Origin of the sequence: Micromonospora sp. NPDC048830 (assembly GCF_043198215.1) — a bacterium.
Lineage (GTDB): Bacteria > Actinomycetota > Actinomycetes > Mycobacteriales > Micromonosporaceae > Micromonospora.
This window is the reverse complement of the sequence record NZ_JBICUP010000003.1, coordinates 117,798-144,373: the sequence shown is the minus strand read 5'-3', so window position 1 is coordinate 144,373 and position 26,576 is coordinate 117,798. Positions and strand designations below refer to the sequence as shown.

Below are 26,576 nucleotides of genomic sequence, written 5' to 3'. Positions count from 1 at the left end.
GACTCCCTGGGTCCGGGCGGCACACCGGCGCCCGGGCACCCGCGCAGAGAGGTGAAGGACATGACTGCCCGGCACCGGCCCCACCCGGCCAGCGACGCCGTCACACCCGCCGCACCGGAGCGCCGGCGCGGCGCCGGGCTGCTCGACGGCAAACGGTTGTTGGTCACCGGCGTGCTGACGGAGTCGTCCATCGCGTATCACGTCGCCCGGATAGCCCAGAACGAGGGCGCGCGGATCGTCCTGACGTCGTTCGGCCGGGCGATGCCGATCACCAGGGCGATGGCGGAGCGACTGCCCCAGCCGCCGCCGGTTCTGCCACTCGACGTCACCGACACCGGCGACCTGACGGCTCTGGCCGGCCGGGTACGCAAGGAACTCGGTGCGCTCGACGGTATCGTGCACTCGATCGCCTTCGCGCCGCAGAACGCCCTGGGCGGCGCCTTCCTGGAGACGCCCTGGACGGATGTCGCGACCGCGCTGCAGGTCTCGGCGTACTCGTTCAAGGCGCTCGTGAACGCGTGCCTGCCGCTCCTCGGTCCGGGCGCCTCCATCGTCGGTCTCGACTTCGACGCCGCTCTCGCCTGGCCCGGCTACGACTGGATGGGCGTGTCCAAGGCGGCCCTGGAGTCCGTGACCCGTTACCTTGCGCTGTACCTGGGTGACCGGTCCATCCGGGTCAACCTGGTGGCGGCCGGCCTGATCAAGACTCTCGCCGCCCGGTCGATTCCAGGGTCCGCGCGGCTGGAGGAGATCTGGCGCACCCGGCCGCCGATCGCGTGGGACGTCAAGGATCCGGTTCCCGCCGCCCAGGCGTGCGCGGTCCTGCTCTCCGACTGGCTGCCCTCCACCACCGGCGAGATCCTGCACGTCGACGGCGGCCTGCACGCTGTCATGACCTGAGCGGCGTCGGTGACGGGCGAGCCTCGTCGCCAGCGCCGCTTTCTCGGAGGGAGTCCCGTGAAGGGAATCATTCTCGCCGGCGGGCACGGGACCCGGTTGCATCCCATCACCCTCGGCGTCTCGAAACAGCTCCTGCCCGTCTACGACAAGCCGATGATCTACTATCCGCTGTCGGTGCTCATGCTCGCCGGCATCCGCGACATCCTCCTCATCTCGGCACCCTCGGACCTGCCGCAGTTCCACCGGCTCCTCGGCGACGGGTCGCAGTTGGGACTGAGACTGACCTACGCGGAGCAGCCGGAGCCGCGTGGGCTCGCCGAAGCCTTCATCATCGGGGCGAAGCACATCGGTGACGACCATGTCGCGCTGGTGCTGGGAGACAACATCTTCCACGGCTCCGCCTTCTCGGAGGTGCTGCGGCGTACGGCGAAGTCCGTCGACGGGTGCGTGCTGTTCGGATACCCCGTGAAGGACCCGGAACGCTACGGGGTCGCCGAGGTGGACGCCAGCGGCCGGCTGCTCTCCCTGGAGGAGAAGCCCCTCACCCCCCGTTCCGACCGCGCGGTGACCGGCCTGTACTTCTACGACAACGAGGTCGTCTCGATCGCCCGACGGCTGCGACCGTCGGCGCGGGGGGAACTCGAGATCACCGACGTCAACCTCGACTACCTCGGGCGCGGCAAGGCTTCCCTCGTGGACCTGGGCCGTGGAACAGCATGGCTGGACACGGGAACGTACGACTCGCTGATGGAAGCGGCGAAGTACATCGAGATCCTCGAGAACCGTCAGGGCATTCGCATCGCCTGCGTGGAGGAGGTGGCGCTGCGGATGGGATACATCGACGCCGACGCGTGCCATCGGCTGGGCGAGGCGATGCGGAAGTCCGCCTACGGCCGGTACGTGATGGAGGTGGCGGAGCTGGCTCGCGCCCGCCTGGTCGGTGAGATCGCCCGAGTGCGGGTCTGACCAGCCATCCGTCCGGCAACGCGGGTGCCGAGCTCGGCATGACCGGCCCGGCGCCCGCGTTGTGGCGGCCCGCGGGACCTCAGCCCCCCGTGGCCAGGATCCGGTCCGTCAGCGTGGTGTCGTGCTCGGCGGCCCGGAACCGGGGGTCGTTGATGGCGGTACGCACGAAGTCGATGCTGGTGCGCACTCCCGGGCCGGCGATCCGGAACTCGTCGAGCGCACGGACCATCCGGGCCATGGCCTGGGGCCGGTCCGGCGCCCACACCACGGCCTTGGCCAACAGCGAGTCGTAGTTGGGCGGCACGCGGTAGCCGGGATATCCGTGGGTGTCCACCCGGATGAACGGTCCGGCGGGCGGCTCGAAGACCTCCAGCAGCCCCGGAGCCGGCACGAACCCTCGCGAGGCGTCCTCGGCGTTCACCCGGCACTCGATCGCCGCGCCGCGGATGACCACGTCGGACTGCCCGATCGTCAGTGGCTCGCCGGCGGCGACCAGCAGCTGCTGACGGACGAGGTCGATGCCGGTGACCATCTCGGTGACCGGGTGCTCGACCTGGATCCGGCAGTTGACCTCCATCAGGTAGAAGTCCTCGCCGTCAACGAGGAACTCGAAGGTGCCCACCCCGACGTAGCCGACGGAGAGTGCGCCCGTCACGGCGGCCCCGGCCATCCGCGCCGCCAGGCTTTCGGACAGACCGGGCGCGGGAGCCTCCTCGATCAACTTCTGGTGGCGGCGCTGCACCGAGCAGTCACGGTCGCCGAGATGCACGGCGTTGCCGTGGCGGTCGCAGAGCACCTGGACCTCCACGTGCCGGGCAGACTCCAGGTAGCGCTCGAGGTACACCCGACCGTCTCCGAACACCGCCTGCGCCGTGGCCCGTACCTCCTGGTAGGCGCGGGCGAACTCGGCCGCGCGGCGGACCATGCGCATGCCGCGCCCGCCGCCGCCGGCCACGGCCTTGATGATGACGGGGTACCCGATGCCGGCCGCGATCTCCTGTGCCGTGGACAGGTGCTCGACCGGCTCGGGGCTGCCCGGCAGCACCGGTAGGCCGGCGCGCGCCAGCAGGCTCCGCGCCAGCGCCTTGTCGCCCAGCCGCGACATCACCGAGGGCGGCGGGCCGATGAACGTCATCCCGTTGGCCGCGCAGATCTCCGCGAAGTCGGGATCTTCGGAGAGGAATCCGTATCCGGGATGGATCGCTTGCGCTCCGGTGATCCGCGCCGCCTCGATCACGGCAGGTATGTTGAGGTAACTGCGCTTCAACGGCGACGGTCCGAGGTGGACCGCCCGGTCGGCCTGGCGGACCACAGCCGACTCCCGGTCCGGCGTGGCGTAGACGGCCACCGTGCGAATGCCCATCTCCCGGCAGGTGCGAGCCACCCGGACGGCGATCTCGCCGCGGTTGGCGATCAGGACGGTGTCGAACATGTCAGCTCCGATCGCCTCTGGTCGCTGCGGTAGCACGGGGCGCTATGGCCATCAGCTGCTCGCCATACTCGACACCGGTCGAGTCGCCGGCAATTACGCGCATCACCTCGCCGTCGATGTCGGCCTCGACCGGCAGCATCATCTTCATGGCCTCCAGAATGGCGATCTGCTGGCCGGCGACGACGGCGTCGCCCTCGCGTACGAAGGGCTCGGCGCCGGGTTCGGGAGCCCGGTAGAACGTGCCGACCATCGGCGCGCAGACGTAGTGCAGCGGGGTCTTCCCGACGGCATCGGCCGCCTGCGCGGCGGCGATTCCACCGGCCGCGACCGCCCCGGTCACGGCAGCGGCCGTGATGGCGGGCTCCTGGGCGTACCGCTGCGCGTCAACCAGGACGGCGGGATCGCTCCATTCCATCTCGACGCGCGCCGCGCCGCTCTCCAACCGCAGCCGCCGCAGCGATGCGGGAGCGGCCGAGATGAGGCGCTCAGCGGTCCGGGTGACCGCCTCGACGGCCGCCTCGGCGGCGCTGGCGTCCGCCAGCTCGACAGGTGCGCTCGTGCTCGTCTGCTCGCTCACCGGTTGGCTCCTTCCACGATCACGGTCTCCTGCGTCGGTGCGCCGAGGCGCCGGAAACGGCTCCGGCGTCGCGCGATCAACTGGTCCGGCCGCAGGGGCTGCAGGTCTTCGAGGGCGGCGGCGAACGCCGCGCGCAGGGCTGCGGCGGCCGCGAGCGGGTCCGCCTGTGCCCCGCCCTCAGGCTCCGGAACGACTCCGTCCACGATTCCGGCGCGCAGCAGGTCCGACGCCCGCAGGCCGAGGGCCGACGCCGCCCTGGGCGCGGCCGCCGGGTCGTCCCAGAGGATGGCCGCGCAGCCTTCCGGGCTGATGACCGAGTACACCGCGCCGGACAGCATCAGCACCTGGTTCGCCACCGCGAGGGCGAGCGCGCCGCCGCTGCCACCCTCACCAGTGACGGCGGCCACAATCGGTACCGGCAGAGCCGCCATCAGCCGCAGCGCCTCGGCGATGGCGACCGCCTGGCCGCCGGCTTCCGCCTCGACCCCGGGGTAGGCACCGGGGGTGTCGATGAGGGTGAGGACGGGCACGCCCACCTTGGCGGCCAGCCGCATCAGCCGGACGGCTTTGCGGTATCCGGCTGGTGTTGCCATCCCGAAGTTCCTGGCGATCAGGTCGGCGGGCTGGTGTCCCTTCTGGTGACCGATGACGACCACCGGCTGCCCGTCGAAGCGGCCGATGCCGCCGACGATCGCCGGACAGTCCCCACCGCAGCGGTCGCCACGCAACTCCTGGAAGCCGTCGATCAGGTACCCGATGTAGTCGAGCGTCGTAGGCCGCGCCGTGTCCCGGGCGCGCTGCACGGTCGCCCACGGCTCCTCGTCGGTCAGCCGGTCCGGGTCGTGGATCACGGGCACGGCCCCGGACGCGCGACGGCGCGGCACCACTGGCGCGGCGAAGGTGAGCAGACGGGCCAGCGCGGGACGCAGGGCCGCCCGCGGTACGACGTCATCGACGAGCCCGTTTGCCAGCAACGACTCCGCCTCTTGGAATCCGCTCGGCAGCGACTGCCGGATGGTCTGCCGAATGACCCGGGGCCCCGCGAAGCCGAGACGGGCCCGGGGCTCGGCGATGATCACATCGCACAGCGTGGCGAAGGACGCCGCCACGCCACCGTAGGTCGGGTCGGTGACCAACGAGACGGTGAGGATCCCCTCCTCATCCAGTCGGCCCAACGCCTGGCTGGTCTTCGCCATCTGCATGAGGGAGAGAGCGCCTTCCTGCATCCGCGCGCCGCCGGAGGCGGTCACGAGAAGCAGGGGCGTGCGGTCGGCCAGCGCGGTCTCGGCGGCCAGGGTGATCATCTCACCCACTGCGGCGCCGAGGCTGCCGCCCAGGAACCGGAAGTCCATCACGGCCGCGACGACCGGGTGCCCGTCGATACGGCCGCGCAGACAGAGGACGCCTTCGTCCAGTCCGGTGCTCAGGCGAGCGCTGTGCAGCCGGTCGGTGTACGGACGGGTGTCGACGAACCGCAGGTGGTCCTCGGAGCCGACGGCGAACGACAGGGGTTCCACCGAGCCGGGGTCGAGCAGTTGGCGCACCCTCTCCAGCGCGGTCAGCCTGGCGTGGTACTGGCACTCCGGGCAGACCAACAGGTTTCGCTCCAGCCGCCTTGTGTAGACGAGTGCCCGGCAGCGGGGACACACGGTCCACTCCGGCGCTGTCGCTGCCTGGACGGACACCGGCATCGTCGCGGTCACCGTTCTCCTCCCCCGCGGAGGCACCGCGCGGCGCGGCGCGCGGGCTGGGCCGGCCGGCACGACGGGTCCGGCCACGTCGGCTGCCTGTTCATGTCGTCCCCTACTGTTACCGCTGGCACTGGGCGATGGTGGTGGTGACCGCCGGCGGGCGCGGGACGTCGCCGTGCCGGGCTCATGCCCGTTGCCCGACGGCCGCCGAGGGCAGCGCGTCGACGAGGCGGAACATGTCCACCGACGACGACGTGAGCACCTCGTGCTGAAGGCGCTTGAGCTCCTCCGACGGCTCCAGCCCGAGCTCGCTGTCGAGGATGCCGCGCAGGTCCTGATAGGCGTTGAGCGCCTCGGCCCGGCGGCCGGCCAGGCTCAGGATGGTGATGAGCTGACCGTGGAACCACTCGTTGAGCTGGTGCTCCTTGACGAGGGTGCGCAACTCGGGGATGAGTTCCCGGTGGCGGCCGAGCCTGATGTTGGTCTCGATGTACAGTTCGGTGGCGCGCAGCCGGAGTTCCTCCAGGTAGACGATGTGCGCGACGAGGGCATCGCCCGCCGGGATGTTGGCCAGCACGGCCCCGTGACACATGTCGAGTGCCTGCCGCAGATGCTGCGCGGCGGCCTCGTCCTGGCCGTTGCGAAGTTCCCGCCGGCTGCGCTCGATGAGCTGCTCGAACATGATGCTGTCCACCTCGTGGTCCTCGACCTCCATCCGGTACCCGGGCGGGCAGGTGACCAGCAGTTGGCGCCCGGGCGCGCCGACCGCTTCCGCAGCGAACGCCTTGCGGGCGTGGTAGACATACGTCTGCAGGGTGGTGAGGGCACTGCGTGGCGGGTGATCCCCCCACAGCTCGCGGATGAGGGCCTCGACCGGCACGACGCCGTGGGTCTTGGCCAGTAGCAGGGCCAGAACCTGGCGTACCTTGGGCGAACGCAGCCGGAAGGGGCGCCCGTCGTCAGTGCTGATCTCCAAGGGGCCGAGAAGCCTGAATTGCATGGGTGATCTCCGCTCGACGATGGCCTGGATGAGTGGTGACGATCCCGCGACCGCCCGGGCATGTGCGGCAGACGGCGACGTCCTTCGGCCGGCGGTCCTAAACAGGTTCCACCAGGGTCGAGTCCTCTGCTAGTGCGGCCATCCCGGCCGGGGCCGGGAAATCTCACGGCCCATCCATGACGGATTCACAGGCACCCATGCAGAGTTCACGGATCGCTCCCACCGGGCGCCAACCCCGCACCACATTCATGCCGGCCAGCGGGTTGGAATCGGCGCGTTCGGGCACCAGAGGCAGGGCCCGGACGTCCGCAAAGAATTTGTAACAAGATGGTCATCCGCGCGGTATGCAAACAGTTCACCCGGTCCCGTTGCTCCCTCCGAAACGGCCGGCCGACGTTTGTCGCCGAGGTGATTTTTTCGCCAATTCCGAGATCCCGTAAAGCGGTAGATCCGGGACATCTCAACACCCCCGGGCGACTGCCTGCGCCTGTCATGGCCGCCTGCGGGACGTTAGCCAATAAAGGCACAAACGCCGAGATTCCACCCAACGTCGAGCCCGGGACATAGACGGTGAGCAGCAGAGATCTCACTCAGCGAAGTAAGCTGTCCCGCGGCCCAGGGTGACACTCGTACCCCCGCATCGAGGGGTCTACCCACACAGCCCGGCAGACGTGCGCCACGCGCGAGATGGCCGGCTGTGGGCCACCGCGACAGAGAGGGAACAGCCGATAGGCCTTTGAGCCCGACAGCACGTCACGACGGGGGTTCCATGACGAACGTGTCCACCAGTCCGGCCATCTCTTCCACCGCCCGGCCCACGGGCCGCCATATCGGTACGGCGATAGCGGTCGCGGTCGCACTGCTCAACTATTCCATCCTCAGCGTCAGCCAGATACTGCGGCATCACCCCACCGCGACGGAATTCACCGCCTCCATCGTCCTGCACGCCATTCTGCTGCTCTTGCAGATCAGGCATTCCCTGTCGGCCGGGCCGGGCCACCGGCCGGTCCACCTGCGAACGCTGGCCGTGCAGGCGGCCATAACATACGGCCCGTTCCTGCTCTTTCCCGAGTCCTGGTCCGGCATGCCGGGCCTGCTCGCCGGATCCGTGCTCCTGCTCCTGCCCACGGTCCCGGCCTGGCTGCTGTTCGCCGTGACTGTCGCGTTCACCGACGGGATCCTCGCCACGCTCGGGCATCCGGCCGCCGACCTCGTCGAGACCACGGCCCTGACGAGCCTCACCGGGCTGGCCGTCTTCGGCCTGTCGCACCTGGCCCGTCTCGTCTGCGTGATGGGGCAACTTCCAGAGAGGACCGCACGCGTGGCGCGGGCCGCGACGGAGCGGGAACGCTTCCGGATACGACGCGACCTGCACGACACCCTCGGCTACAGTCTGTCGCTGATCGTCCTGAAGAGCGAGCTCGCGTACCGCCTGGTCCCGGCCCGCGACGACCGCGCCCGGGAGGAGATACGTGAGGTGGTGCGCACCTCCCGCCGGGCGCTGACCGAGGTCCGCGCCGTGGCGAGCGGCTCCCTCACGATGTCCCTACCCGCCGAGACCAGGTCCGCCGCCGGCATGCTGAGCCAGGTCGGGATCGACACCACCGTCAAGGCCGAGGTGGACCAGCTCCCGGCGTCGGTAGACGTGGTTCTCGCCACCGTACTGCGCGAAGGCGTCACGAACCTGCTGCGGCACAGCCAGGCCCGCCACTGCCGCATCGAGATCGTACGGGCCGGCGCCTCGGTCCGCCTGACGATCTTCAACGACGGCGCGGGCCCGGACGCCCGGAGCACGCCGGCCGCGGAGGGCGGTGCTGGCATCGGCAACCTGCGTTCCCGGCTGGCGGAGATCGGCGGCGGGCTGACCGTCACGCGGCTCGCGCCGGACGGGTTCCTGCTCCGCGCCGTGGCTCCACTGCCCGCCCGTGTCGACCAAGGCGCTTCCCGGACGTCTTGTCGGTGAGATGTCCCCTCCCCTGCTCCGCCCACCGGGGCATGGACGGGGTGGCGCCCGTGCCTGGCGGCCCGGTTTCGTCAGCTCTCGAGCGATGTTCCAGAACCGCCGCCCAAGCTCGAGCCACCAGTCTTCGACCGTTCCCGGAGCCGACAGGGAGAACCGACCATGCACTGGGCGAAAGACGTTCCGATGGAGCCGAGATGAGCCGAAGAAGGATCGTGATCACCGGGCTGGGGATCGTCGCCCCCGGCGGGATCGGCGCCAAGGCATTCTGGGAGCGAATCACGGCGGGCCGCACCGCGACGAGACCGATCACCGCGTTCGACGCCTCGGCCTTCCGGTCGCGCATTGCCGCAGAGGTGGACTTCGACGCGTCCCAGGAGGGCCTGTCGGCGCGGGAGAACAGGCGCCTGGACCGGGCTGCACAGTTCGCTCTCGTCGCCACGCGGGAGGCATTGGGCGACAGCGGGCTGGTGCTGGACGGCGACCCCGCCCGCGTCGGCGTGAGTATCGGTAGCGCCGTCGGATGCACCGTCAAGCTGGAGGAGGAGTACGTCGTCCTCAGCGACACGAGCCGGCACTGGGAGGTCGACCACCGGTACGCGAGCCCCCACCTGCACGACTACTACATGCCGGGATCGCTCGCGGCCGAGGTGGCCTGGGAGGTCAACGCCCAGGGACCGGCCACGGTCGTCTCCGCCGGCTGCACGTCCGGCCTGGACTCCCTCGGGCACGCCTGCGACCTCATCCGAGAGGGCGGGGTCGATGTCATGGTCGCCGGCGGCACCGAGGCACCCATCTCACCCATCACAGTAGCCTGCTTCGACGCCATCAAGGCGACCTCCGCACGCAACGACGACGCGGAGCACGCCCTGCGGCCGTTCGACCGCACCCGGGACGGCTTCGTGCTCGGCGAAGGGGCGGCGATCCTCCTGCTCGAGGAACTGGACCACGCGCTCGCCAGGGACGCGCGGATCTACGCCGAGATCACCGGCTTCGCCGCGCGCAGCAACGCATACCACATGACCGGTCTGCGCGCCGACGGCGTCGAACTGGCCGCCGCCGTCACCGCGGCGCTGGCCGAGAGTGGTCTGCCAGCCGAGGCGATCGACTACGTCAACGCCCACGGCACCGCCACCAAGCAGAACGACCGGCACGAGACAGCGGCTCTCAAGGCCAGTCTCGGCGACCACGCTTACCGCACCCCCGTGAGTTCCATCAAGCCTGTGGTCGGCCATTCCCTTGGCGCGGTGGGCTCCATCGAGGTCGCGGCGTGCGCTCTGGCGATCGCGCACGGGACGGTTCCCCCGACCGCCAACCTGCACGAGCCGGACCCGGAACTCGATCTGGACTACGTACCGCTCGAGGCCCGGGAAGGCCGGATCAGCACCGTACTCAGCGTCGGCAGCGGATTCGGCGGATTCCAGAGCGCCATGGTGCTGGCGCGTCCTGAAAAGGCGACGGTATGACCACCGCGGTGGTGACCGGCCTCGGCGTCGCGGCGCCGAACGGCCTGGGGCACGAGAGGTTCTGGTCGGCCACCCTGCGGGGCGAGTCGGGCATCGGTCCGGTGCGGCGCTTCGACGCGAGCCGCTACCCGTCCCGCCTGGCCGGCGAGGTTCCCGGGTTCGATCCCGACGAGCACCTGCCGAAGCGCCTCATCCCGCAGACCGACCGGATGACGCAGCTGGCGCTCGCCGCGGCGGACTGGGCCCTGACGGACGCGGGTGTGCAACCCGGGACCTGCGACACCGAGCAGATGGGTGTTTCGACGGCGGGCGCGTCCGGCGGCCTGGAGTTCGGCCAGCGGGAACTCGACAACCTATGGGGCAAGGGGCCGCAGCACGTCAGCGTGTACATGTCCTTCGCCTGGTTCTACGCGGTCAACTCGGGACAGATCTCGATCCGGCACGCGATGCGGGGGCCAGCCGGGGTGTTCGTCGGCGACCAGGCCGGCGGGTTGGACGCGGTCGCCCAGGCACGCCGCAACATCCGTAAGGGGCTGCGGTTGGTCATGTCCGGGGGCGTGGACAGCTCGCTCTGCCCGTACGGATGGGTCTCACGGATGAGCGGTACCCAGCTCAGCACCCGCGACGATCCGAACCGGGCCTACCTGCCGTTCGACGTCGACGCGCACGGGCATGTGCCCGGCGAGGGTGGCGCGATCCTCGTCGTCGAGGACGCCGATTCGGCACGCAGCCGCGGCGCCCGGGCGTACGGCGAGATCGCGGGGTACGGGGCCTCGTTCGACGCCGCGCCCCGCCACGGCGGGCAGCCCGGCCTGCGCCGCGCGGCCGAGGTCGCCCTGGCCGACGCCGGTCTCGAGCCCGCCGACATCGGCGTGGTCTTCGCCGACGGGTCCGGCTCCACGGAGCAGGACGGCGTCGAGGCCGCAACCATCACGGCCGTCTTCGGCGCGGGTGCCGTTCCGGTCACCGTCCCCAAGACGATGACCGGCCGGATGAACTCCGGCGGCGCACCGGTGGACCTGGCTTGTGCCCTGCTGGCGCTCCGCGACGGCGTCATCCCACCCACCATCAACGTACGCACCGTCGACCCCGCCTACGAGATCGACCTGGTAACCGGGGCTCCACGCAGGTGGAAGCCGAAGGCGGCGCTGGTGCTGGCCCGCGGCACGGGCGGGTTCAACTCGGCGATGGTGCTGCGGGCAGCCGGCTGAGCCCTGCAAGCACGACACGAGAGGAAGGTCATCATGCGACAGATCACCCTGCACCGACTGCAGAGCATCATGCGCGAGTGCGCCGGCGAGGACGAGCACGCCCAGCCGCTCGCGGACGCGGCAAACCGGACCTTCGAGGAGCTGGGCTACGACTCCCTGGCACTGCTCGAAACGCAGAGCCGGATCCACCGGGAGTTCGGCGTCGCCCTGCCCGACGAGGCGGTCGTGACAAGCAGCACCCCGCAGGCACTCGTCGACCACGTCAACGGACTCGTGAACGCCCGCTGACCCGGCAGCTCGCCTGACGGCGCCCCACGATCAGACGATCCTGCGGAGGAGAAGGTATGCGGCGCGGCCCCGTTGACGAACCGGTAAGTGTCGGCGACAGCGGACTCACCGGTCCTCTGGAGATCGACGAACCGCCTGTGCGGAAGCCGGGAGTGGGGCTCCGATCTCGGCTGCGGGGCTCGCGTGCCCGGCTGCTCAGCACACTTCGGGGCCTTCCCCGGGTGCTGCGCATCACCTGGCAGGCGAGCCCCGCGCTCGCCCTCGGGCTGATGGTCGCCACCGTGCTGAGCGGCCTGGCGCCAACCGCGGCCGCCTACGTCGCCAAACTGCTCACCGACACGGTCGTGGAGGGGCTGGGCGCGGACGGCGGTCCCGCCCGAGTGTCGCTCGGCGTACCGCTGACCGGCTGGTCCACCATGGTCACCCCGACCACCAAGGTGGTCGCCGTGACCGGTGCGCAGCTGCTGGTGTTCGCGCTCATGGCCGCGGGGACCGCGGCGACGAACATCTGCCGGCAACTGCTCCAGGAGAAGGTGGCGCTCGGCATCCGACACCAGGTCATGGCCCACGCCGCTCGCCTCGACCTGTCGTTCTTCGAGTCGTCCGACTCCTACGACCTGCTCCGGCAGGCGAGCGACGGCACGGCCACCCGGCCGGTGTCGATGGTCTCCGGGCTCTTCGACCTCGTCAAGACGCTGATCACCTTCAGCAGCATGCTGGGCCTGCTCGTCGTCGTGAGCCCGTGGATCGCCCTGGCCGCGCTGCTCGCCCCGATCCCCGCTTTCCTGGCCGACCACAAGTTCGGCGTCCGGGGCTTCCTACTGATGATGTGGGGTTCGCCCCTCGTCCGACGCATGGAGTACCTGAACACCCTGACAACCACCGACACGTACGCCAAGGAGGTGAAGTTCTTCGCCCTCGGTCAGTACTTCGTGGATCGATACCGCCAGCTCGGAGAGGTCTACTACCGCCGGCAGGCGCGGTTGATCCGGGGCCGGAACCTCGTCGGGGTGACCTGGGGCTTGATATCGATGTTCGTAAACGCGCTCGCCTACCTCTTCATCGCCCTGGAGGCGATGGCGGGGCGGATGACCATTGGCGACATGGCCCTCTACACGGCGGCGGTGGCGTCCGTGCAGTCATCCGTACAGATGATCTTCTTCGGCATCACCGGCCTGCACGAGAGCTCGCTCTACCTGGCCAACCTGTACCGCTTCCTGAACGCCGAGCCGGCGATCACCGCCCCGGAGCATCCTCGGCGGCTACCCGGCCGGGTGCGCGGCCACGTGGTGTTCGAGAACGTCTCGTTCCGCTACCGCGGCACCCAGCGATACGCGCTCCGTGACATGAGCTTCGAGATCCGGCCCGGCGAGACCGTGGCGGTGGTGGGCCGCAACGGCGCGGGCAAGTCGACGCTGCTGAAGCTGTTGTGCCGCCTGTACGACCCGGACGACGGCCGGATCCTCCTCGACGGCGTGTGCCTGCGCGAGTACGACCCTGAGGACTTGCGGCAGCAGATGAGCGCCATGTTCCAGGACTTCGTCATGTACCAAGGCACCGCCGCGGAGAACATCGGAGTGGGTGACCTGCCCGCCTTGGAGGACCGCCGGCGCATCGAGGAGTCGGCCACCAAGGGTGGCGTCGACGCCTGGGCACGACGATTGCCACAAGGGCTCGACACCACGCTGGGACGATGGTTCTCCGGGGGTGTCAGCCTCTCCGGCGGCGAATGGCAGCGGATCGCGCTGGCGCGCGCCTTCATGCGGGACTCGGCCGTCCTGCTGCTCGACGAGCCCACCTCGGCCCTCGACGCCGAGGCCGAACACGACCTTTTCCGCAAGCTTCGCGCACTCGCGGAGGGCCGCACCACCCTGTACATCTCGCACCGTTTCTCCACGGTCCGACACGCGGACCGAATCCTCCTGCTCCGCGACGGAACGCTCGCGGAGCAGGGAAGTCACGACGAGCTCATGGACCTCGGCGGGGACTACGCCACCCTGTTCAATCTGCAAGCCTCCGCCTATCTCGAACTGGAGAACGGCGGCCGAGGGGACGACGAGCCACGCCGCACGACCGTTGACGCCCCCACACGGTAGGGCCCGGTTCCGGCGCCGGTACCGGGCCCTACCGCGGTCAGCCTTCCAGGAGCACGGGCAACTCGTGCAGGCCGCGCATGATGTTCGCCCGCCACCGCACCTCGCCGGCGAGCCGCATCGACGGGAACCGGCGCACGATCGTGCCGATCGCCACCTGCGCTTCCATCCGTGCCAGTGGCGCGCCGAGACAATGGTGGATCCCGTGGGAGAACGCCAGGTGCGGGTTGGGGTCGCGCGTGATGTCCAGCCGGTGCGGATCCGGGAACCTGCGAGGATCCCGGTTGGCCCCGCCGAAGGAGACGAGGACGACGTCACCCTTCCGGATCACCGTGCCGTCCTCGAGGTTCACGTCCTCCTTCGCGATCTGCCCCGCAGCGCTGAAGGAGCTCTCGTAACGCAGGAACTCCTCCACCGCCGTGCCGATGAGTTCCGGGTGCTGCTTGAGCAGGCTGTGCTGGCCGGGATTCGTCAGCAGGGCGTGGATCCCGTTTCCGATGAGGTTGGTCGTCGTCGCGTAGCCGGCGGCGATCAGGGCGATCCCCAGTTCGACGAGCTCCGGTCCGCTGAGCCGCTCACCACCGTCGTGCGCGGCGATCAACGCGCTCATGAGGTCGTTGCCCGGCGAGCGGCGCTTGGTCTCGATGAGGTCGACGATGTACTGCTTGGTCCGCTCGTAGACCTCCTCCCGGTTCTCCGCCACCTCCCCCGCCAGGATCTTCTCGGTGCGCGCCCGGACGTCCGCGCGGTCCTCGGCGGGCGCCCCGAGCATCTCGCAGATCACCGCGATGGGCAGCGGGTAGGCGAAGCGATCCAGCAGGTCCACCGGCCGGTCGGTTTCCAGTTCGTCGAGCATGCCGTCCACCAACTCCTGCACCCAGCCGCGCAGCCCCGTGACGCGCCGCAGCGTGAATGCCTGGCGCACCAGCTTGCGAATCCGGGTGTGATCGGGCGGGTCCGAGTCGACGGCGGCGACCTCGCCGTCGTCGGGACGCCGGCGGCTGAACCGCAGGTCGGCGAGAAGCTCCCGGGCGAGGTCGTAGCGAGTCACCAGCCACACCTCCCCCATGAACGTCGTCTGCACCCGGACCAGCGGCCCGGCCTCCCGGAGCCGGTCCAGCCCCGGGTACGGGTCCTCGGTGGCGACCGGGCTCTGCTCCAGCGGCACGTGCAGGACGCCGGTCATCGAGCCGCTCCCCCGGCCAGGTCGTCACGCCGGACCTGGCGGTGCTTGACCCGCCACGCCCCGCCCCGCCTGACCAGCACGTCGTCGCAGGTCGTGTGGACGTGCACGGTGGCCGGGCCGCCCCGCGGAATCTCCAGAACGAGCGCGTAACTGACGACCCGGACCTGGTCGGGACCGTCCGGTCGGACGTCGACCATGCCGAGCCAGTGCCGGCGCCGGATGGCCTTCGCGTCCAGCGCGTCGCGGGCCGCCTGCGCCGCGGTACGGATCGCCGCGCGGCCCGCGACCGGCTCCGGCTGGGCGTCGGCCGCGAAGACCCCGTCCACGGTGAACGTGTCCGCCCACGCGGCTATCTGCCCCTCGTCCAGCAACTGCATCTGGCGCGCGTAGAAGTGCTGGACCTGCTGGTACAGGGTCTCGGTCACCGGATCGTCGTTCTGCTGTGCCACCTGCGCCGGCAGCGTCATGTCAGCTCCCTTTCCGCGTCGTCACCCGTTGCCGGCCCCACGGGTCGCGGCAACACCTCGCCTGAGCCTGGAGAGAACGCCTGGAGAACCGCTCAACCCGCCGTCGACCGGGCGGGCCGGGCGTCCAACGCTCATCGAGCCGGGATCGAGCTACGGGCCGCAGTCTCATGCCCAGCCGCCCATGCCCGTGCCGGAAGGGGAGACGCATGAACCCGGACAAGCGGACCGCGATCGTCACCGGAGCGACCAGGGGGATCGGCCTCGCGGTGACGAGAGCCCTCGCCAGGAAAGGCTTCCGGGTCTTCGTCTGTGCCCGCGACGGCGCGGCGCTCGACGCGACGGTGACGGAACTGCGCGGGCAGAGCCTGGACGTGGCCGGCCGTACCTGCGACGTGCGCGACCCCGCCGCCGTCATCGGGTTCGTCACGGCTGCGGCACAGCATCTCGGTCCCATCGACACGCTCGTCAACAACGCGGGACGCAGCGGTGGCGGTGTGACCGCCGACATCACCGACGAGCTGTGGGAAGACGTCATCGACACCAACCTGACGGGCGTCTTCCGGATGACCCGGGCCGTTCTGACGGTCGGGCGCATGCGGGAGCTGCCGCGCGGGCGCATCATAAACGTCGCCTCCACCGGCGGCAAACAGGGCGTGGCGCTGGCGGCTCCGTACTCGGCGTCCAAGCACGGCGTGGTCGGGTTCACCAAGGCGCTGGGCATCGAGCTGGCCAAGACAGGTATCACGGTGAACGCCGTGTGCCCCGGCTACGTGGAGACGCCAATGGCCGACAGGGTGCGCCAGGGCTACGCCGCGCACTGGAACGTGTCGGAGGCCGAGGTGCTGCGCCGTTTCCAGGCGAAGATCCCGCTCGGGCGTTACACGGAGCCGCACGAGGTGGCGGCGATGGTCGCCTACCTCGCCTCCGACGCCGCGGCGCCGGTGACGGCGCAGGCGCTGAACGTCTGCGGCGGGCTCGGCAACTACTGACCCCCGGCAGGAAACGTACCCAGGTTGGAGGAGGAGACATGGACAGCGCACCCAAGGCGGAGACCGGCAACCTCACGACGATCGTCGCCCGCTTTCGGACCAAGGGCGACCCGAAGGAGTTCGAACGCTTCTTCCTGGAGCACGTCGAGTGGATGCGCAGGCAGGACGGGTTCGGCGCGCACCAGGCGGTGTACCTCTCGCAGGACCCGTGCACCTACGTCAATTTCGGTTGGTGGGTCACGAAGGAGGCCTTCCAGAAGGTGACGGAGAGCCCCGAGTTCCGCGCGCACCAGGGCGTCATGCACAAGATGCTCGAGAACGCGGAGATCGAGCCGTGCGTCAACCTCTTCCGGGTCAACGCCGGCGAGGAGGCCGGCAAGCGGGAGGAGTTCGCCAAGCCGCTGATGAACGTCACCACCTTCGAGGTCGACGGCGACCCGGCGGCGTTCGAGAAGGCGTTCGCGACGTACGCCGACACGGTCAGGGACCGGCGCGGTTTCGGGTACGCCGACCTCAACCGGTCCGTGCGGCGTCCGGGCCGCTACATCGGGATCGGCTACTGGTGGGACCCGGAAGCGTACGAGCCGGCGACCGCGCAGGAGGAGTACCAGGCGCTCGTCCGCCTCGCGAGGACGGTCACCGTCGAGCGGGTGGAGCACGTGGCGTGGAACCGGGCAGCCGATCCCGAGGAAGCGGTCAAGTGACACCGCCGGACGCGGGAACCGCGGGCGCGCTGCCGTGCGACGTGTGCGTCGTCGGCGGCGGGCCCGCGGGGCTGACCCTGGCCCTGCTCCTGCTCCGCTCGGGAGCGACCGTCCGCGTCGTGGAGCGTAGCCGCTCGCTGGAGCGCGAGTACCGCGGTGAGATCCTGCAACCGGGCGGGGCCGCGGTGCTCGAGGCGCTCGGGGTGCTGGCCGGGGCACGCGCCCGGGGCGGGTACGAGCACAGCGGCTTCCAGCTCGTCGACCGCGGTCGAGTGCTGCTCGACGTGGACTACCGCCACCTGCCAGGGCCCCACAACGCACTGCTGAGCCTGCCGCAGCGCCACCTGCTGGAGGAGTTGCTGGAGGCCTGCGCCGCATTCGCCGGCTTCCATTACCATCCCGGCGCCCGGGCCGGCGAGCTGCTCCGCGGCGCCGGCGGCGCGGTCGAGGGCGTGGTGACCAGCGACGGCGGTACGCGTCAGACCATCACGGCGCGCTGTGTGGTCGGCGCGGACGGGCGGTACTCGAAGATCCGGACGCTGGCCGGCATACCGGCCGATCGTGTGGAGGCCTTCGGGCACGACGTCCTGTGGTTCAAGCTGCCCGCCACGGACGACCCGGAGCCCACTGTGCGGATCTTCCGCGGCGGGGGCAACCCGGTGCTGGTCTACCGGTCCTTTCCCGACAGCGTGCAGGTGGGCTGGACGCTCCCCCACGGCGGCTACCGCGAGGTCGCCGCAGAGGGCTTCGACCGCGTCCGGTCCCGCATCGAGGAGGCACTGCCGCCGTACCGGGACCGGATCCGGCGGCACCTGACGTCCCCGGCGGACCTCTCCCTGCTGGACGTGTTCACCCAGGAGGCGCGGTCCTGGACCGCCGACGGCCTGGTCCTGATCGGTGACGCCGCCCACACGCACAGTCCGATCGGCGCCCAGGGCATCAACCTGGCGATCCAGGACGCGGTGGTCCTGCATCCGATCCTGATGACGTCTCTCGACGAGGGTGACGCCCGCGCGGAGGTCCTGGGGCGCTTCACCGAACGGCGCCGTCCCGCCATCCGCAAGGTGATCAAGTTCCAGGCGTTGCAGAGCAGGGCGATGCTGTCCGCCAATCCCGTCGCCGCCTGGGTACGGCCCCGGCTCGCCCGGGTCGTCAGCAGGACTCCGCTGTTCCGCACGATATTGCGGCACGTGGCGTACGGCGAGCCCGGCATAGCGCTGGCCTCGGAGCGCTTCCAGGTCAGCTGAGGACCCGGAGCGCGGCGCCGCGCCGGAGCCGACCTCGGAGGGAGACGCAGTCATGCCTGAGCCCGGCCCCGGACCGGCGGAGCTGCCCCTGGCCCTGCTGCTACCGGGACAAGGATCGCAGTACCCCGGCATGGGCACCGGCCTGTACCGGGACGTACCCGCGTTCACCGCGGCCGTCGACGAGGTTCTCGGGCTCATGGGACCCGCCGGCGCGGAGTTACGGGCGGACTGGCTCAGCGACACGCCTCGGCTGCCGCTGGACCACGTCACCCGCGCCCAGCCGTTGTTGTTCGCGATCGACTACGCGCTGGGCAGCCTGGTGGTACGCGGGGGCAGGCGGCCGACCGTGCTGCTGGGCCACAGCATCGGCGAGGTCGCGGCCGCCGCGCTGTCCGGCGTGTTCACGCTCGACAGCGCCGTGCGGCTCGTGATGGACCGGGTCGTCCTGCTGGCCCACGCCCCGCCCGGTGGCATGGTCGCGGTGGCGGCCTCCCGGGAGGAGGTCGTGCCGTACCTGTCGCCGGGGGTGGACGTCGGCGCCATCAACGCGCCGCGCCAGACAGTGCTGGCGGGCGCCGCCGGCCCGTTGCGTCGGACCACGTGGGCGCTGCGCCGGGGCGGGTTCACGTGTACGCCGGTCGCCTCGCTCACCCCGTTCCACAGCGAAGCGCTCCGGCCCCTGGTGGAGCGGTCCGCGCTCGGTCCGACCGGCGCACCGGTCCGGCCCCCGGCCATCCCGATCGTCTCCGGTTACACCGCCGGATGGCTCACCGGGGACACAGCCCTGGACCCGGCGTACTGGGCCCGGCATCCCGCCGAGCCGGTGCTGTTCTGGCCGGCGCTCGAATTCCTGCTGGCCGGCGAGCAGTGCCTGCTGCTCGAGTGCGGGCCGGGGCAGGGGCTGACCACACTGGCCCGCCGCCATCCCGTGGTGCGTTCAGGCCGTTGCCCGGCCATGTCGCTGCTGGGCCCCCGCACCCCCGATCCGGAGAACGAGGTCCGGCACTTCCTGACAGTCGCCCGTACGGCGGGATTGAAGCTGCCATGAACCTGCCCCGTCAGGCGCCGGCACCAGGTGCGGCCGACCGAAAGTGAGGAGCAACGATGTCCATTCCTGCCGAAAACCGGCCTGCCGCCCCCCAGGTCCTCGTCGTGGGCGCCGGACCCGTGGGTCTGACCCTGGCGCACGAGCTACTGCGCCGCGGTGTGCGGGTACGCGTCGTCGACGCCGGCGCCGAACCGGCCACCACCAGCCGGGCCATCGCCACCCACCCGCGGACTCTCGAGGTGTACGACCAGATGGGCGTGGCCGCGGACATGCTTGCCCGGGGCCAACGCATCCAGGCGTTCACCCTGCACCACAACGGCAGGACCCTGGCACGGCTGGACGCCGACTACACGCGGATGCCGACGCAGTACCCGTTCACCCTCTGCATCGACCAGGTGGAGACCGAGGGGGTGCTGCGGGCGGCGGTCGCCACGCTGGGCACCGCGGTGGAGTGGAACGTCCGCCTGGACGAGTTCGACGCGGACGACGAGGGCGTGACCGCGTACCTCACCGGCCCGGACGGCCGCGAGGCGGTACGCGTGGACTGGCTGGCCGGCTGCGACGGCGGCCACAGCACCGTCCGGAAGAAGCTGGGTCTGCCGCTGATCGGAAGGTCGAGCGAGACCTGGCTGATCGCCGACGCGGATCTGGACACCGACCTGCCACGCAACAGCATCCACTGGGTCCGCAGCGGCAGCGTCACGATGATGATGGTGCCGATGAGCACCCCGGGGCGGTGGCGCCTGCTGGACACGGTGTCCAAGGACGGCCGCCCGGAGGCGGTGGCGGAGCGCTTCAGCCGCAAGCTCAGCCACGGGTTGGGCGTACCGGTGAAGGTGTCCCGCCCGACGTGGGTCTCGGTCTTCACCTTCCAACAGCGCATGATCGCCGAAATGCGGTCGGGTCGTTGCCTGCTCGCCGGCGACGCGGCCCACGTACACAGTCCCGCGTCCGGGCAGGGCATGAACACCGGTATCCAGGAGGCGTTCAACCTGGCTTGGAAGCTCGCCATGGTGATCGACGGATACGCCGACCCGGCGCTGCTCGACAGCTACTCGCTCGAGCGGGTCCCGGTGGGCCGGGCGCTGCTGCAGTCGACCCGCAGCGCCACGCTGCTGGTGCAGCTGAGGAACGCCCTGGCCGGCGTGGCGCTGCCGGGGGTGTTCTCGGTGATCCGCGCCTTCCCCGCGCTGCGGGTGAAGCTTCAGCGCAAGATCCTCGGCGGTGTGTCCGGGTTGCGCCTGGCTTATCCGGACAGCCCGCTGACGTTCCCGACGGACCGTCCCGGCGCCGGCCCGGCGCCCGGCCAGCGGGTCACCGCGGTGCGCCTGGACAGCGGGAGCGCGGCCTGCCTCGCCCTCGCCGACCAGCTGCGGACCGGCCGCTGGACGTTGTTCACCGGTGAGGCCGCCTCTGCCGGGGCGCGACGCTCGACGGAGGGCACGGAGGGCTGGCTCGACACCCGCACCCTCCCTGGCGGTCCGTCCTCGCTTGCCGAGACGCTCGGCGTGCCGGGCTCCGGCTGGCTGCTGGTACGCCCCGACGGCTACGTCAGCGCCCGGGGCGCGCGGCTGGACGACCGACTGGAGGCGGCCCTCGCCGCCGCCCGCGGGCTGAACCACGGCCGCGCGCTGACCGGTCGCCCGGGCTGACCCGATCCGCAACCCGCAGTTCACCTGAGTCGTACCGCACGCACCGGAGGAGAACGCATGCGCCTGCTCGTCACCGGCGGCGCCGGATTCATCGGATCGACCTTCGTCCGTCGCCTGCTGGCGGGCCACCGCGACGTCGCGGTCACGGTCGTCGACCTGCTGACGTACGCCGGGAACCTGGCCAACCTGGCGCCCGTCCTCGACGACCCCCGGCTGACGTTCATCCGGGGAGACATCGCCGACGGCGCCATGCTCACGGCCCTCGTCCCCAGCCACGAGGCCATCGTGAACTTCGCCGCCGAAAGCCACGTCGACCGTTCGATCGCGGGCTCCCAGGCCTTCGTCGACACCAACGTGAGCGGCACCCATGCTCTGCTGCGCGCCGCGCTGCACGCGGGCACCGAACGCTTCGTGCAGGTGTCCACCGACGAGGTGTACGGCTCGATCGAGTTCGGTTCCTGGCACGAGCGCAGCCCGCTCGACCCCAACTCCCCGTACGCGGCCACGAAGGCGGCCGCGGACCTGCTCGCCCTCAGTTTCGCTCGCACGCACGGGCTGCACGTCAGCATCACCCGGTGTGGGAACAACTACGGGCCGCGGCAGCACCCGGAGAAGATGATCCCGTTGTTCATCACGAACCTGCTCGACGGCCTGCCTGTCCCGCTGTACGGCGACGGCCGCAACGTCCGGCACTGGATCCACGTCGACGACCACTGCCGAGCGGTGCAGCTCGTCCTGGAGAAGGGCCTCGCCGGCTCCGTGTACCACGTCGCGGGCGGACAGGAGCTGTCCAACCGCGACGTCACGGAGCGCCTGATCGCCGCATGCGGCGCCGGCGCCGCCAAGGTGCGTGAGGTGGCTGACCGGCCCGGCCACGACTTCCGCTACTCGCTGGCGGGCGACAGCCTGACGTCGCTCGGCTTCGTGCCGCAGGTGCACGTGGACGGGGGCTTCCCGGCGACCGTGGACTGGTACCGCCGCAACCGCAGTTGGTGGGAGCCGCTCAAGGTCGCAGCGGCGACCGGCGGTCGGCGGTGAGGCCCGAACCGGCTGCGGACAGAGGAGAAGGGCCCCGTCGGGGCCCTTCTCACTGGTCGCCCACGATGACGACGGCTCTCAGTCGGCCACCAGAGCCACCGCCCGGCTCCAGCCGGCGCCCGCACCCTTGAGTTTGACGGGCAGGCAGGAGATGGTGAACCCGGTCGGGCCCGGCAGCGAGTCGAGGTTGCACAGCCGCTCGATCTGACAGTACTCCCGCCGCCGCCCGGCGAAGTGCGCCGGCCACAGTACCGACGTGTCGCCGCTGCGCTGGTATCGCTCGATCATGTCGCCGAACGGCGCGTCGAGGCTGAAGGCGTCCGTGCCGATCACCACGACACCGAGGTCGAGCAGGAACTCCACGGCGTCGCCGGTCAGACCGGTGAAGTGGGTGAAGTACTTCGGGGTGCCGGCGTGGGCCGACGCGCCGGTGTTGAGCAGGACTATGTCATAGGGTTCGGGGTCCCGGCCGATCCGCGTCAGCTCCTTCTTGATGACGTCCACGCCGGCGGCCCCGACCGGCTGGCCGCGCAGATCGAGCAGGAAGCCGGGCCGTAGGAACCAGTCGAGCGGCATCTCGTGGATGTGCCGGGGAGTGCCGTACTCCGCGACGGTACCGTAGTGCGACGGCGCGTCGACATGCGTACCGGTGTGGCTGGTCAGGGTGAACGTGTCCAGCGACAACAGCTCGCCGGCGGGCAGGACGGCTGGGTCGAAGTCGACGTCCAGGTGCTTCTTCATCTCCTCGCTCATGTGCCGGGCACCCTCGGCCGGCGTCAGGATCTGGTGGACCACCGGGTCGGGTTCCCACGCCGCGGCGTCCACCGGCGAGGAGAGGTCGATGATGCGCATCGTGATCGCCTCCGCTCAGGCCGCCGGTAGTTCGAAGCCTCCGTCGGCCGTTATGGTCTGGCCCTGGATCCACGCAGCCTCTGGCGTGCAGAGCAGGGCCACGACCCCGGCGACGTCGTCCGGCGTGGTCAGCCGTCCCGCGGGGGTACGCAGGGCGAACGCCTTCAGCACCTCCGGCGGCACGGCGCCGTCGCCCTTGTCGATCTTGGCAGTGGAGATGGCGTTGACCGTCGTCCCGCTGCCGGCGAGCTCTACGGCGAGATACCGGACCAGGGCCTCCAGCGCCGCCTTCGCCATCCCGGCGCCCACATAGCGGGGCACGACGCGGCGCGCACCGATGCTGGAGAGCGCGATAATGCGCCCGGAGCGGCCCGCCATCAGCTTGGCGAGTCGCGGTGCGGCGGAGAGCATCGGCCGCAGGGCGACCGACAACGCGCGCTCGACCGACACCGGGGTGACGTCGAGCGCCGCCGACGGCCGGAAGAACGCGGTGTTGTGTACGAAGATGTCCAGGCCCCCGAAGCGTTCCTCGGCCTGGTCGAGTACCTTCTGCAGGGCCGCGGTGTCGGCCACGTCGCCCTTGGCCAGGACGGCGTTGCCGGGCAGGCCGTCGAGAGCGCGGGCCGCCTCGCGGGCGGCGGTGTCGTCGTGGGCGTAGTTCAGGAGCACGTCGGTGCCGGACAGGCACAGCTTGCGTGCCACGGCGAGGCCGACGCCCCGCGTCGCTCCGGTCACCACCGCGCTGCGGCCGTCCAAGCCGCTGAGCGGCGCGGGATTCGTCGTCTTGGTCATCGTCTCTCCTTCGGTCGTCCGACGGGTTTCCGGACAGCGCGTACGCACCGCCCGTCGCCGGGCGGTGCGAACACCGGCGGGCTGTTCAGCTTGCGATCGACGCGCGGTCGAGAATCCGGTCCAGAGCCGAGGCGAGCTGCTCCTCCGGCGCGTCCGGAAGAACCGGTGACCGCCACGCGACGAACATGTCGGGCCGGACCAGGAGGGCCCCGGCCGACGTCAGGCCGGCCGACGACAGCCACCCGCCGTCGTCGGCGACCTCACACCCCGGGCCGACCCGGTACGCGCGCAGGTCCACACCCGTACGCGCGGCCACCTTTTCCGCCGCGGCGAGCCACTCCGCGCCGTCCGGACCGGTGAGCAGGGCGAACCCGGGGCCGGGCAGGTCGAGGACGGAGATCCGCCGGCCGTCGTGCTCGACCCACGCGTGGGGCACCCGGGTGCCCGGCGAGCCGTCGAGGTTCTCGTCGGCGCGCGACAGCGAGCGCAGCTCGCCCGGCGCGTCGATCACCGCCCCGTCGTGGTACTGGTAGGCGAGGGCGGTGACGAGTGGATCCGCCATCTCGACCGCGGCGCGCTCGCCGTACTTCTCGGCATCCCAGTGCAGGTCCAGGTGGGAGAAGCGCAGGAGCGCCTGGTCCCGGGTGAACTTCATGATGGGCAGCCGTTCGGTCTCGTAGCTGCGCAGCAGTCCCGGCCCGGCGAGACCCTTCACCACGAAGGCCAACTTCCAGGCCAGGTTGCACGCGTCCGCGACGCCGCTGCTCATGCCGAACGCCCCGATGGGCGGAATCGTGTGCGCGGAGTCGCCGGCGAGGACGACGCGGCCCTCGACGACCCGTTCTGCCACCCGGGCCGACATGCGCCAGGGGATCGTGCTGACGATCTCGACCGGGATGTCGTCACGGCCGATCGCCGCCTTGATGAGGTCGACGCAGCGCTCGTGGGGGTAGTCGCCCAGCGTCTCCTCGTCGTCCCGGTAGCTGATGTGGTAGATCCACCGGTCACGGTTGTCGACGGTCAGCAGGATGCCCTCGGAGCGCGGGTTGCTGATCTGGGCGAAGGCGAACTCGTTGCCCCTGACCAGGTCAGCGAGGTCCGCGGTGAAGAGGACATTGATCATCGGGTTGCCCAGGCCGGTCGGGCCTCGCATGTCGATCCCGACGGCCCGACGCACAAAGCTGGCGGAGCCGTCGCTGGCCACCAGGTAGTCCGCGCGGACCTCCTGGACGTCCCCGCTGCGGGTGTCGGTGAGCGTGACCGTGACGCCGGACCCGTCCTGGACCATTGCGGTCACCTCGGTGCTGAACCGCAGGACGGCGCCCTTCGCCCGCGCCGCGTCGCACAGCACCTTGTCGATGCGGTCCTGGGCACACGGTCCGATCGGCGTCGGGCTGATCCGCGCGGTCAACTCGGCGACATCCTTCGGGGGGGTGGGAATCCGCGGCGCCGTGGACAGGTCCGTGCCGGCAAGCGTCTCGAGGTCGACCTTGCCGTTGCTCGGCATCAGGTCGGCGCTCGCGGCACGGATGCGCTCATCGAGTCCCAGGCTGCGGAAGAACTCCTTCACCGGGGGCTGGACCCCGGTGGCACGGGGGTGAGTGGTCGTACCGGGGTGCCGCTCGGCGAGCAGTACCGGCACGCCGTGGTGAGCGAGAGCGACCGCCATCGAGAGACCGACTGTGCCGGCGCCCACGATCACGACCGGGTAGTGTTCCTGCGACATCATCAGCCTTCCTGCTGGCATCGGGCTACTCCTGGCGATGGTGCTGGCGTCGTCTCGATCCTTCGTCGAGGCTCTCTGGACCGGCTCGCCCGCACGGCCGCGTCGTGCCGGTCCCACACGGAGGCCGTGCCGTAGTCCTCAAGGTCTGTTCCACCCGGACTCGAGCACGGGAGCGGACAGTCCGGGAGCAGCTTCCCTCCAGCGAGGACGGTGACCATGACGCGAGCAGCAGCTCCCCTGCCCGACGCGCCGACCACGGCGACGGCCGTGTTCCAGATGATCACAGGGCACTACCTGTCCACCGCCGTCAACGCCGCGGCCCGCCTCGAGCTCGCAGACGCCATGGCCGACGGCGTTCACGACCACCAGACGCTGGCGCGGCGTACGGGTACGCATCCGGACTCGCTCCTGCGACTGCTGTACCTGCTCGCCTCCGCCGGGCTGGTCACGGACGAGGGCGAGGGCCGGTTCGCGCTCACCGAGGCCGGTCGTCTGCTCCGCAAGGACGCCGACCTTTCGCTGCATGCGGTCGCACTGATGCACGCGGGCCCGGGCCACATCCAGCGCTGGTTCCCCCTGCCGGAGCTCTTGCGGGAGCCGCCGAAGGGCAGTGAGGACAAACCGCGCGGCAATCCCTTCGCCCAGATGCCGCCGCACGTCGCGCAGATCTTCCACCGCGCCATGACCTTCTTCTCCCAGCACACCAGCGAGGCGGTGGTGCGTTCGTACGACTTCGGCAGGTTCCGCAGCCTCGTCGACGTCGGCGGCGGCGAAGGCACCCTGCTGGCCGCGGTCCTTCGGGCGAACCCGGAGCTGCGCGGGACGCTGTTCGACCTACCCTCGGCCGGCGAGGCGGGGCGGGGGACGCTGGCCGAGGCCGGGCTGGCCGGGCGCAGCGAGGTCGTCGATGGCGATTTTTTCACCTCCGTGCCAGCCGGTCACGACGCGTACCTGCTGAAGAGCGTGCTGCACGACTGGGACGACGACGCCAGCCGGATCCTGCTGGCGAACATCCATGCCGCCATGAAGCCCGACAGCCGGCTGCTGCTGGTGGAGACCATCCGTCCGGACAGGTTCGACACCACTGCGGGCTCGTTGCTGGCCGCGTACAGCCACCTCGGCATGCTGTTCAACGGTGGTGCGGAACGAAGCGAGCGGGAGTTCCGTAGTCTGCTGGGTGGTGCCGGACTCGAGCTGACCGAGATCACCTGGATCCGGCCCGCCTGGTCCGGTGTGGCGAACACCGCAGTGATCGAGGCAGCCGTCGCCTGACCGCCGTGAGGCTCGCCGC

The 26,576-nt window shown here is 70.6% G+C and carries 23 protein-coding genes; 14 read left to right on the top strand and 9 right to left on the bottom strand.

Annotated features, from left to right (window positions below; translation table 11 throughout):
• Positions 1-60: 60 nt before the first annotated feature.
• A complete protein-coding gene (fabI, locus tag ACGFIZ_RS04745) occupies positions 61-900 on the top strand; it encodes an enoyl-ACP reductase FabI (protein ID WP_393415849.1) in 840 nt (279 codons plus the stop codon).
• Between the two features lie 57 nt (positions 901-957).
• Positions 958-1,866, top strand: coding sequence for a glucose-1-phosphate thymidylyltransferase RfbA (rfbA, locus tag ACGFIZ_RS04740; RefSeq protein WP_393415847.1), 909 nt, complete (start codon positions 958-960; stop codon positions 1,864-1,866).
• 79 nt (positions 1,867-1,945) lie between these two features.
• Here the strand turns inward: rfbA and ACGFIZ_RS04735 are convergent, their stop codons facing one another.
• The 4 genes from ACGFIZ_RS04735 to ACGFIZ_RS04720 form a co-directional block, all read right to left on the bottom strand.
• Complete coding sequence (locus ACGFIZ_RS04735) at positions 1,946-3,298, bottom strand: acetyl/propionyl/methylcrotonyl-CoA carboxylase subunit alpha (RefSeq protein ID WP_393415845.1); 1,353 nt, start codon at positions 3,296-3,298, stop codon at positions 1,946-1,948.
• Between the two features lies 1 nt (position 3,299).
• Positions 3,300-3,875, bottom strand: coding sequence for an acetyl-CoA carboxylase biotin carboxyl carrier protein (locus ACGFIZ_RS04730; protein WP_393415843.1), 576 nt, complete (start codon positions 3,873-3,875; stop codon positions 3,300-3,302).
• Positions 3,872-5,566 carry an acetyl-CoA carboxylase carboxyltransferase subunit alpha gene (locus tag ACGFIZ_RS04725; protein WP_393416058.1) on the bottom strand — a complete coding sequence of 565 codons (1,695 nt, stop codon included), beginning with the start codon at positions 5,564-5,566 and terminating at the stop codon, positions 3,872-3,874. The genes ACGFIZ_RS04730 and ACGFIZ_RS04725 overlap by 4 nt, the downstream gene beginning before the upstream one ends.
• 184 nt (positions 5,567-5,750) lie before the next feature.
• The gene (locus tag ACGFIZ_RS04720; RefSeq protein ID WP_393415841.1) at positions 5,751-6,566 is read right to left on the bottom strand and encodes a BTAD domain-containing putative transcriptional regulator; all 816 of its coding nucleotides are present in this window, start codon (positions 6,564-6,566) and stop codon (positions 5,751-5,753) included.
• A 778-nt stretch (positions 6,567-7,344) separates the two neighbouring features.
• Between ACGFIZ_RS04720 and ACGFIZ_RS04715 the strand changes: the two genes are divergently transcribed.
• The 5 genes from ACGFIZ_RS04715 to ACGFIZ_RS04695 all read left to right on the top strand — a co-directional run bounded on the left by ACGFIZ_RS04715 (position 7,345) and on the right by ACGFIZ_RS04695 (position 13,587).
• The gene (locus tag ACGFIZ_RS04715; RefSeq protein ID WP_393415839.1) at positions 7,345-8,529 is read left to right on the top strand and encodes a sensor histidine kinase; all 1,185 of its coding nucleotides are present in this window, start codon (positions 7,345-7,347) and stop codon (positions 8,527-8,529) included.
• Positions 8,530-8,723: 194 nt separating this feature from the next.
• Positions 8,724-9,992: a beta-ketoacyl-[acyl-carrier-protein] synthase family protein gene (locus ACGFIZ_RS04710; protein ID WP_393415838.1), complete on the top strand. Its 1,269-nt coding sequence runs from the start codon at positions 8,724-8,726 to the stop codon at positions 9,990-9,992.
• A complete protein-coding gene (locus ACGFIZ_RS04705; protein ID WP_393415836.1) occupies positions 9,989-11,203 on the top strand; it encodes a ketosynthase chain-length factor in 1,215 nt (404 codons plus the stop codon). The genes ACGFIZ_RS04710 and ACGFIZ_RS04705 overlap by 4 nt, the downstream gene beginning before the upstream one ends.
• 33 nt (positions 11,204-11,236) lie before the next feature.
• Positions 11,237-11,491 carry an acyl carrier protein gene (locus ACGFIZ_RS04700; RefSeq protein WP_393415834.1) on the top strand — a complete coding sequence of 85 codons (255 nt, stop codon included), beginning with the start codon at positions 11,237-11,239 and terminating at the stop codon, positions 11,489-11,491.
• 152 nt (positions 11,492-11,643) lie between these two features.
• Positions 11,644-13,587, top strand: coding sequence for an ABC transporter ATP-binding protein (locus tag ACGFIZ_RS04695; protein ID WP_393415832.1), 1,944 nt, complete (start codon positions 11,644-11,646; stop codon positions 13,585-13,587).
• A 37-nt stretch (positions 13,588-13,624) separates the two neighbouring features.
• Here the strand turns inward: ACGFIZ_RS04695 and ACGFIZ_RS04690 are convergent, their stop codons facing one another.
• On the bottom strand, positions 13,625-14,770 hold the full coding sequence (locus ACGFIZ_RS04690; RefSeq protein WP_393415830.1) for a cytochrome P450: 1,146 nt from the start codon (positions 14,768-14,770) through the stop codon (positions 13,625-13,627).
• A complete protein-coding gene (locus tag ACGFIZ_RS04685) occupies positions 14,767-15,237 on the bottom strand; it encodes a nuclear transport factor 2 family protein (protein WP_393415828.1) in 471 nt (156 codons plus the stop codon). Before ACGFIZ_RS04685 ends, ACGFIZ_RS04690 begins: the two co-directional genes overlap by 4 nt.
• 206 nt (positions 15,238-15,443) lie before the next feature.
• On the opposite strand from ACGFIZ_RS04685, the gene ACGFIZ_RS04680 reads away from it, so the two are divergent.
• The 6 genes from ACGFIZ_RS04680 to rfbB are packed head-to-tail and all read left to right on the top strand — an operon-like array spanning position 15,444 to position 21,915.
• Positions 15,444-16,226 carry an SDR family NAD(P)-dependent oxidoreductase gene (locus ACGFIZ_RS04680; RefSeq protein WP_393415826.1) on the top strand — a complete coding sequence of 261 codons (783 nt, stop codon included), beginning with the start codon at positions 15,444-15,446 and terminating at the stop codon, positions 16,224-16,226.
• Between the two features lie 38 nt (positions 16,227-16,264).
• A complete protein-coding gene (locus tag ACGFIZ_RS04675; protein ID WP_393415824.1) occupies positions 16,265-16,930 on the top strand; it encodes an antibiotic biosynthesis monooxygenase family protein in 666 nt (221 codons plus the stop codon).
• Entirely contained in the window at positions 16,927-18,177 is a 1,251-nt protein-coding gene (locus tag ACGFIZ_RS04670) for an FAD-dependent monooxygenase (RefSeq protein ID WP_393415822.1), read from the top strand. The genes ACGFIZ_RS04675 and ACGFIZ_RS04670 overlap by 4 nt, the downstream gene beginning before the upstream one ends.
• Positions 18,178-18,229: 52 nt before the next feature.
• Positions 18,230-19,225: an acyltransferase domain-containing protein gene (locus tag ACGFIZ_RS04665; protein ID WP_393415820.1), complete on the top strand. Its 996-nt coding sequence runs from the start codon at positions 18,230-18,232 to the stop codon at positions 19,223-19,225.
• A gap of 56 nt (positions 19,226-19,281) precedes the next feature.
• Positions 19,282-20,877 (top strand): FAD-dependent oxidoreductase, encoded by a 1,596-nt coding sequence (locus ACGFIZ_RS04660; RefSeq protein WP_393415818.1) that lies wholly within the window; start codon positions 19,282-19,284, stop codon positions 20,875-20,877.
• A 57-nt stretch (positions 20,878-20,934) separates the two neighbouring features.
• A complete protein-coding gene (gene rfbB / locus ACGFIZ_RS04655) occupies positions 20,935-21,915 on the top strand; it encodes a dTDP-glucose 4,6-dehydratase (protein ID WP_393415816.1) in 981 nt (326 codons plus the stop codon).
• Between the two features lie 78 nt (positions 21,916-21,993).
• On the opposite strand, the gene ACGFIZ_RS04650 is transcribed toward rfbB, so the two are convergent.
• The 3 genes from ACGFIZ_RS04650 to ACGFIZ_RS04640 all read right to left on the bottom strand — a co-directional run bounded on the left by ACGFIZ_RS04650 (position 21,994) and on the right by ACGFIZ_RS04640 (position 25,288).
• Positions 21,994-22,767, bottom strand: coding sequence for a cyclase family protein (locus ACGFIZ_RS04650; RefSeq protein ID WP_393415814.1), 774 nt, complete (start codon positions 22,765-22,767; stop codon positions 21,994-21,996).
• A 15-nt stretch (positions 22,768-22,782) separates the two neighbouring features.
• Complete coding sequence (locus ACGFIZ_RS04645; RefSeq protein ID WP_393415812.1) at positions 22,783-23,559, bottom strand: SDR family oxidoreductase; 777 nt, start codon at positions 23,557-23,559, stop codon at positions 22,783-22,785.
• 85 nt (positions 23,560-23,644) lie between these two features.
• Positions 23,645-25,288, bottom strand: coding sequence for an FAD-dependent monooxygenase (locus tag ACGFIZ_RS04640; protein WP_393415810.1), 1,644 nt, complete (start codon positions 25,286-25,288; stop codon positions 23,645-23,647).
• A 213-nt stretch (positions 25,289-25,501) separates the two neighbouring features.
• Here ACGFIZ_RS04640 and ACGFIZ_RS04635 point away from each other — a divergent pair, with 213 nt between their 5' ends.
• Positions 25,502-26,557 carry a methyltransferase gene (locus ACGFIZ_RS04635; RefSeq protein WP_393415808.1) on the top strand — a complete coding sequence of 352 codons (1,056 nt, stop codon included), beginning with the start codon at positions 25,502-25,504 and terminating at the stop codon, positions 26,555-26,557.
• The last annotated feature ends 19 nt before the right edge of the window (positions 26,558-26,576 follow it).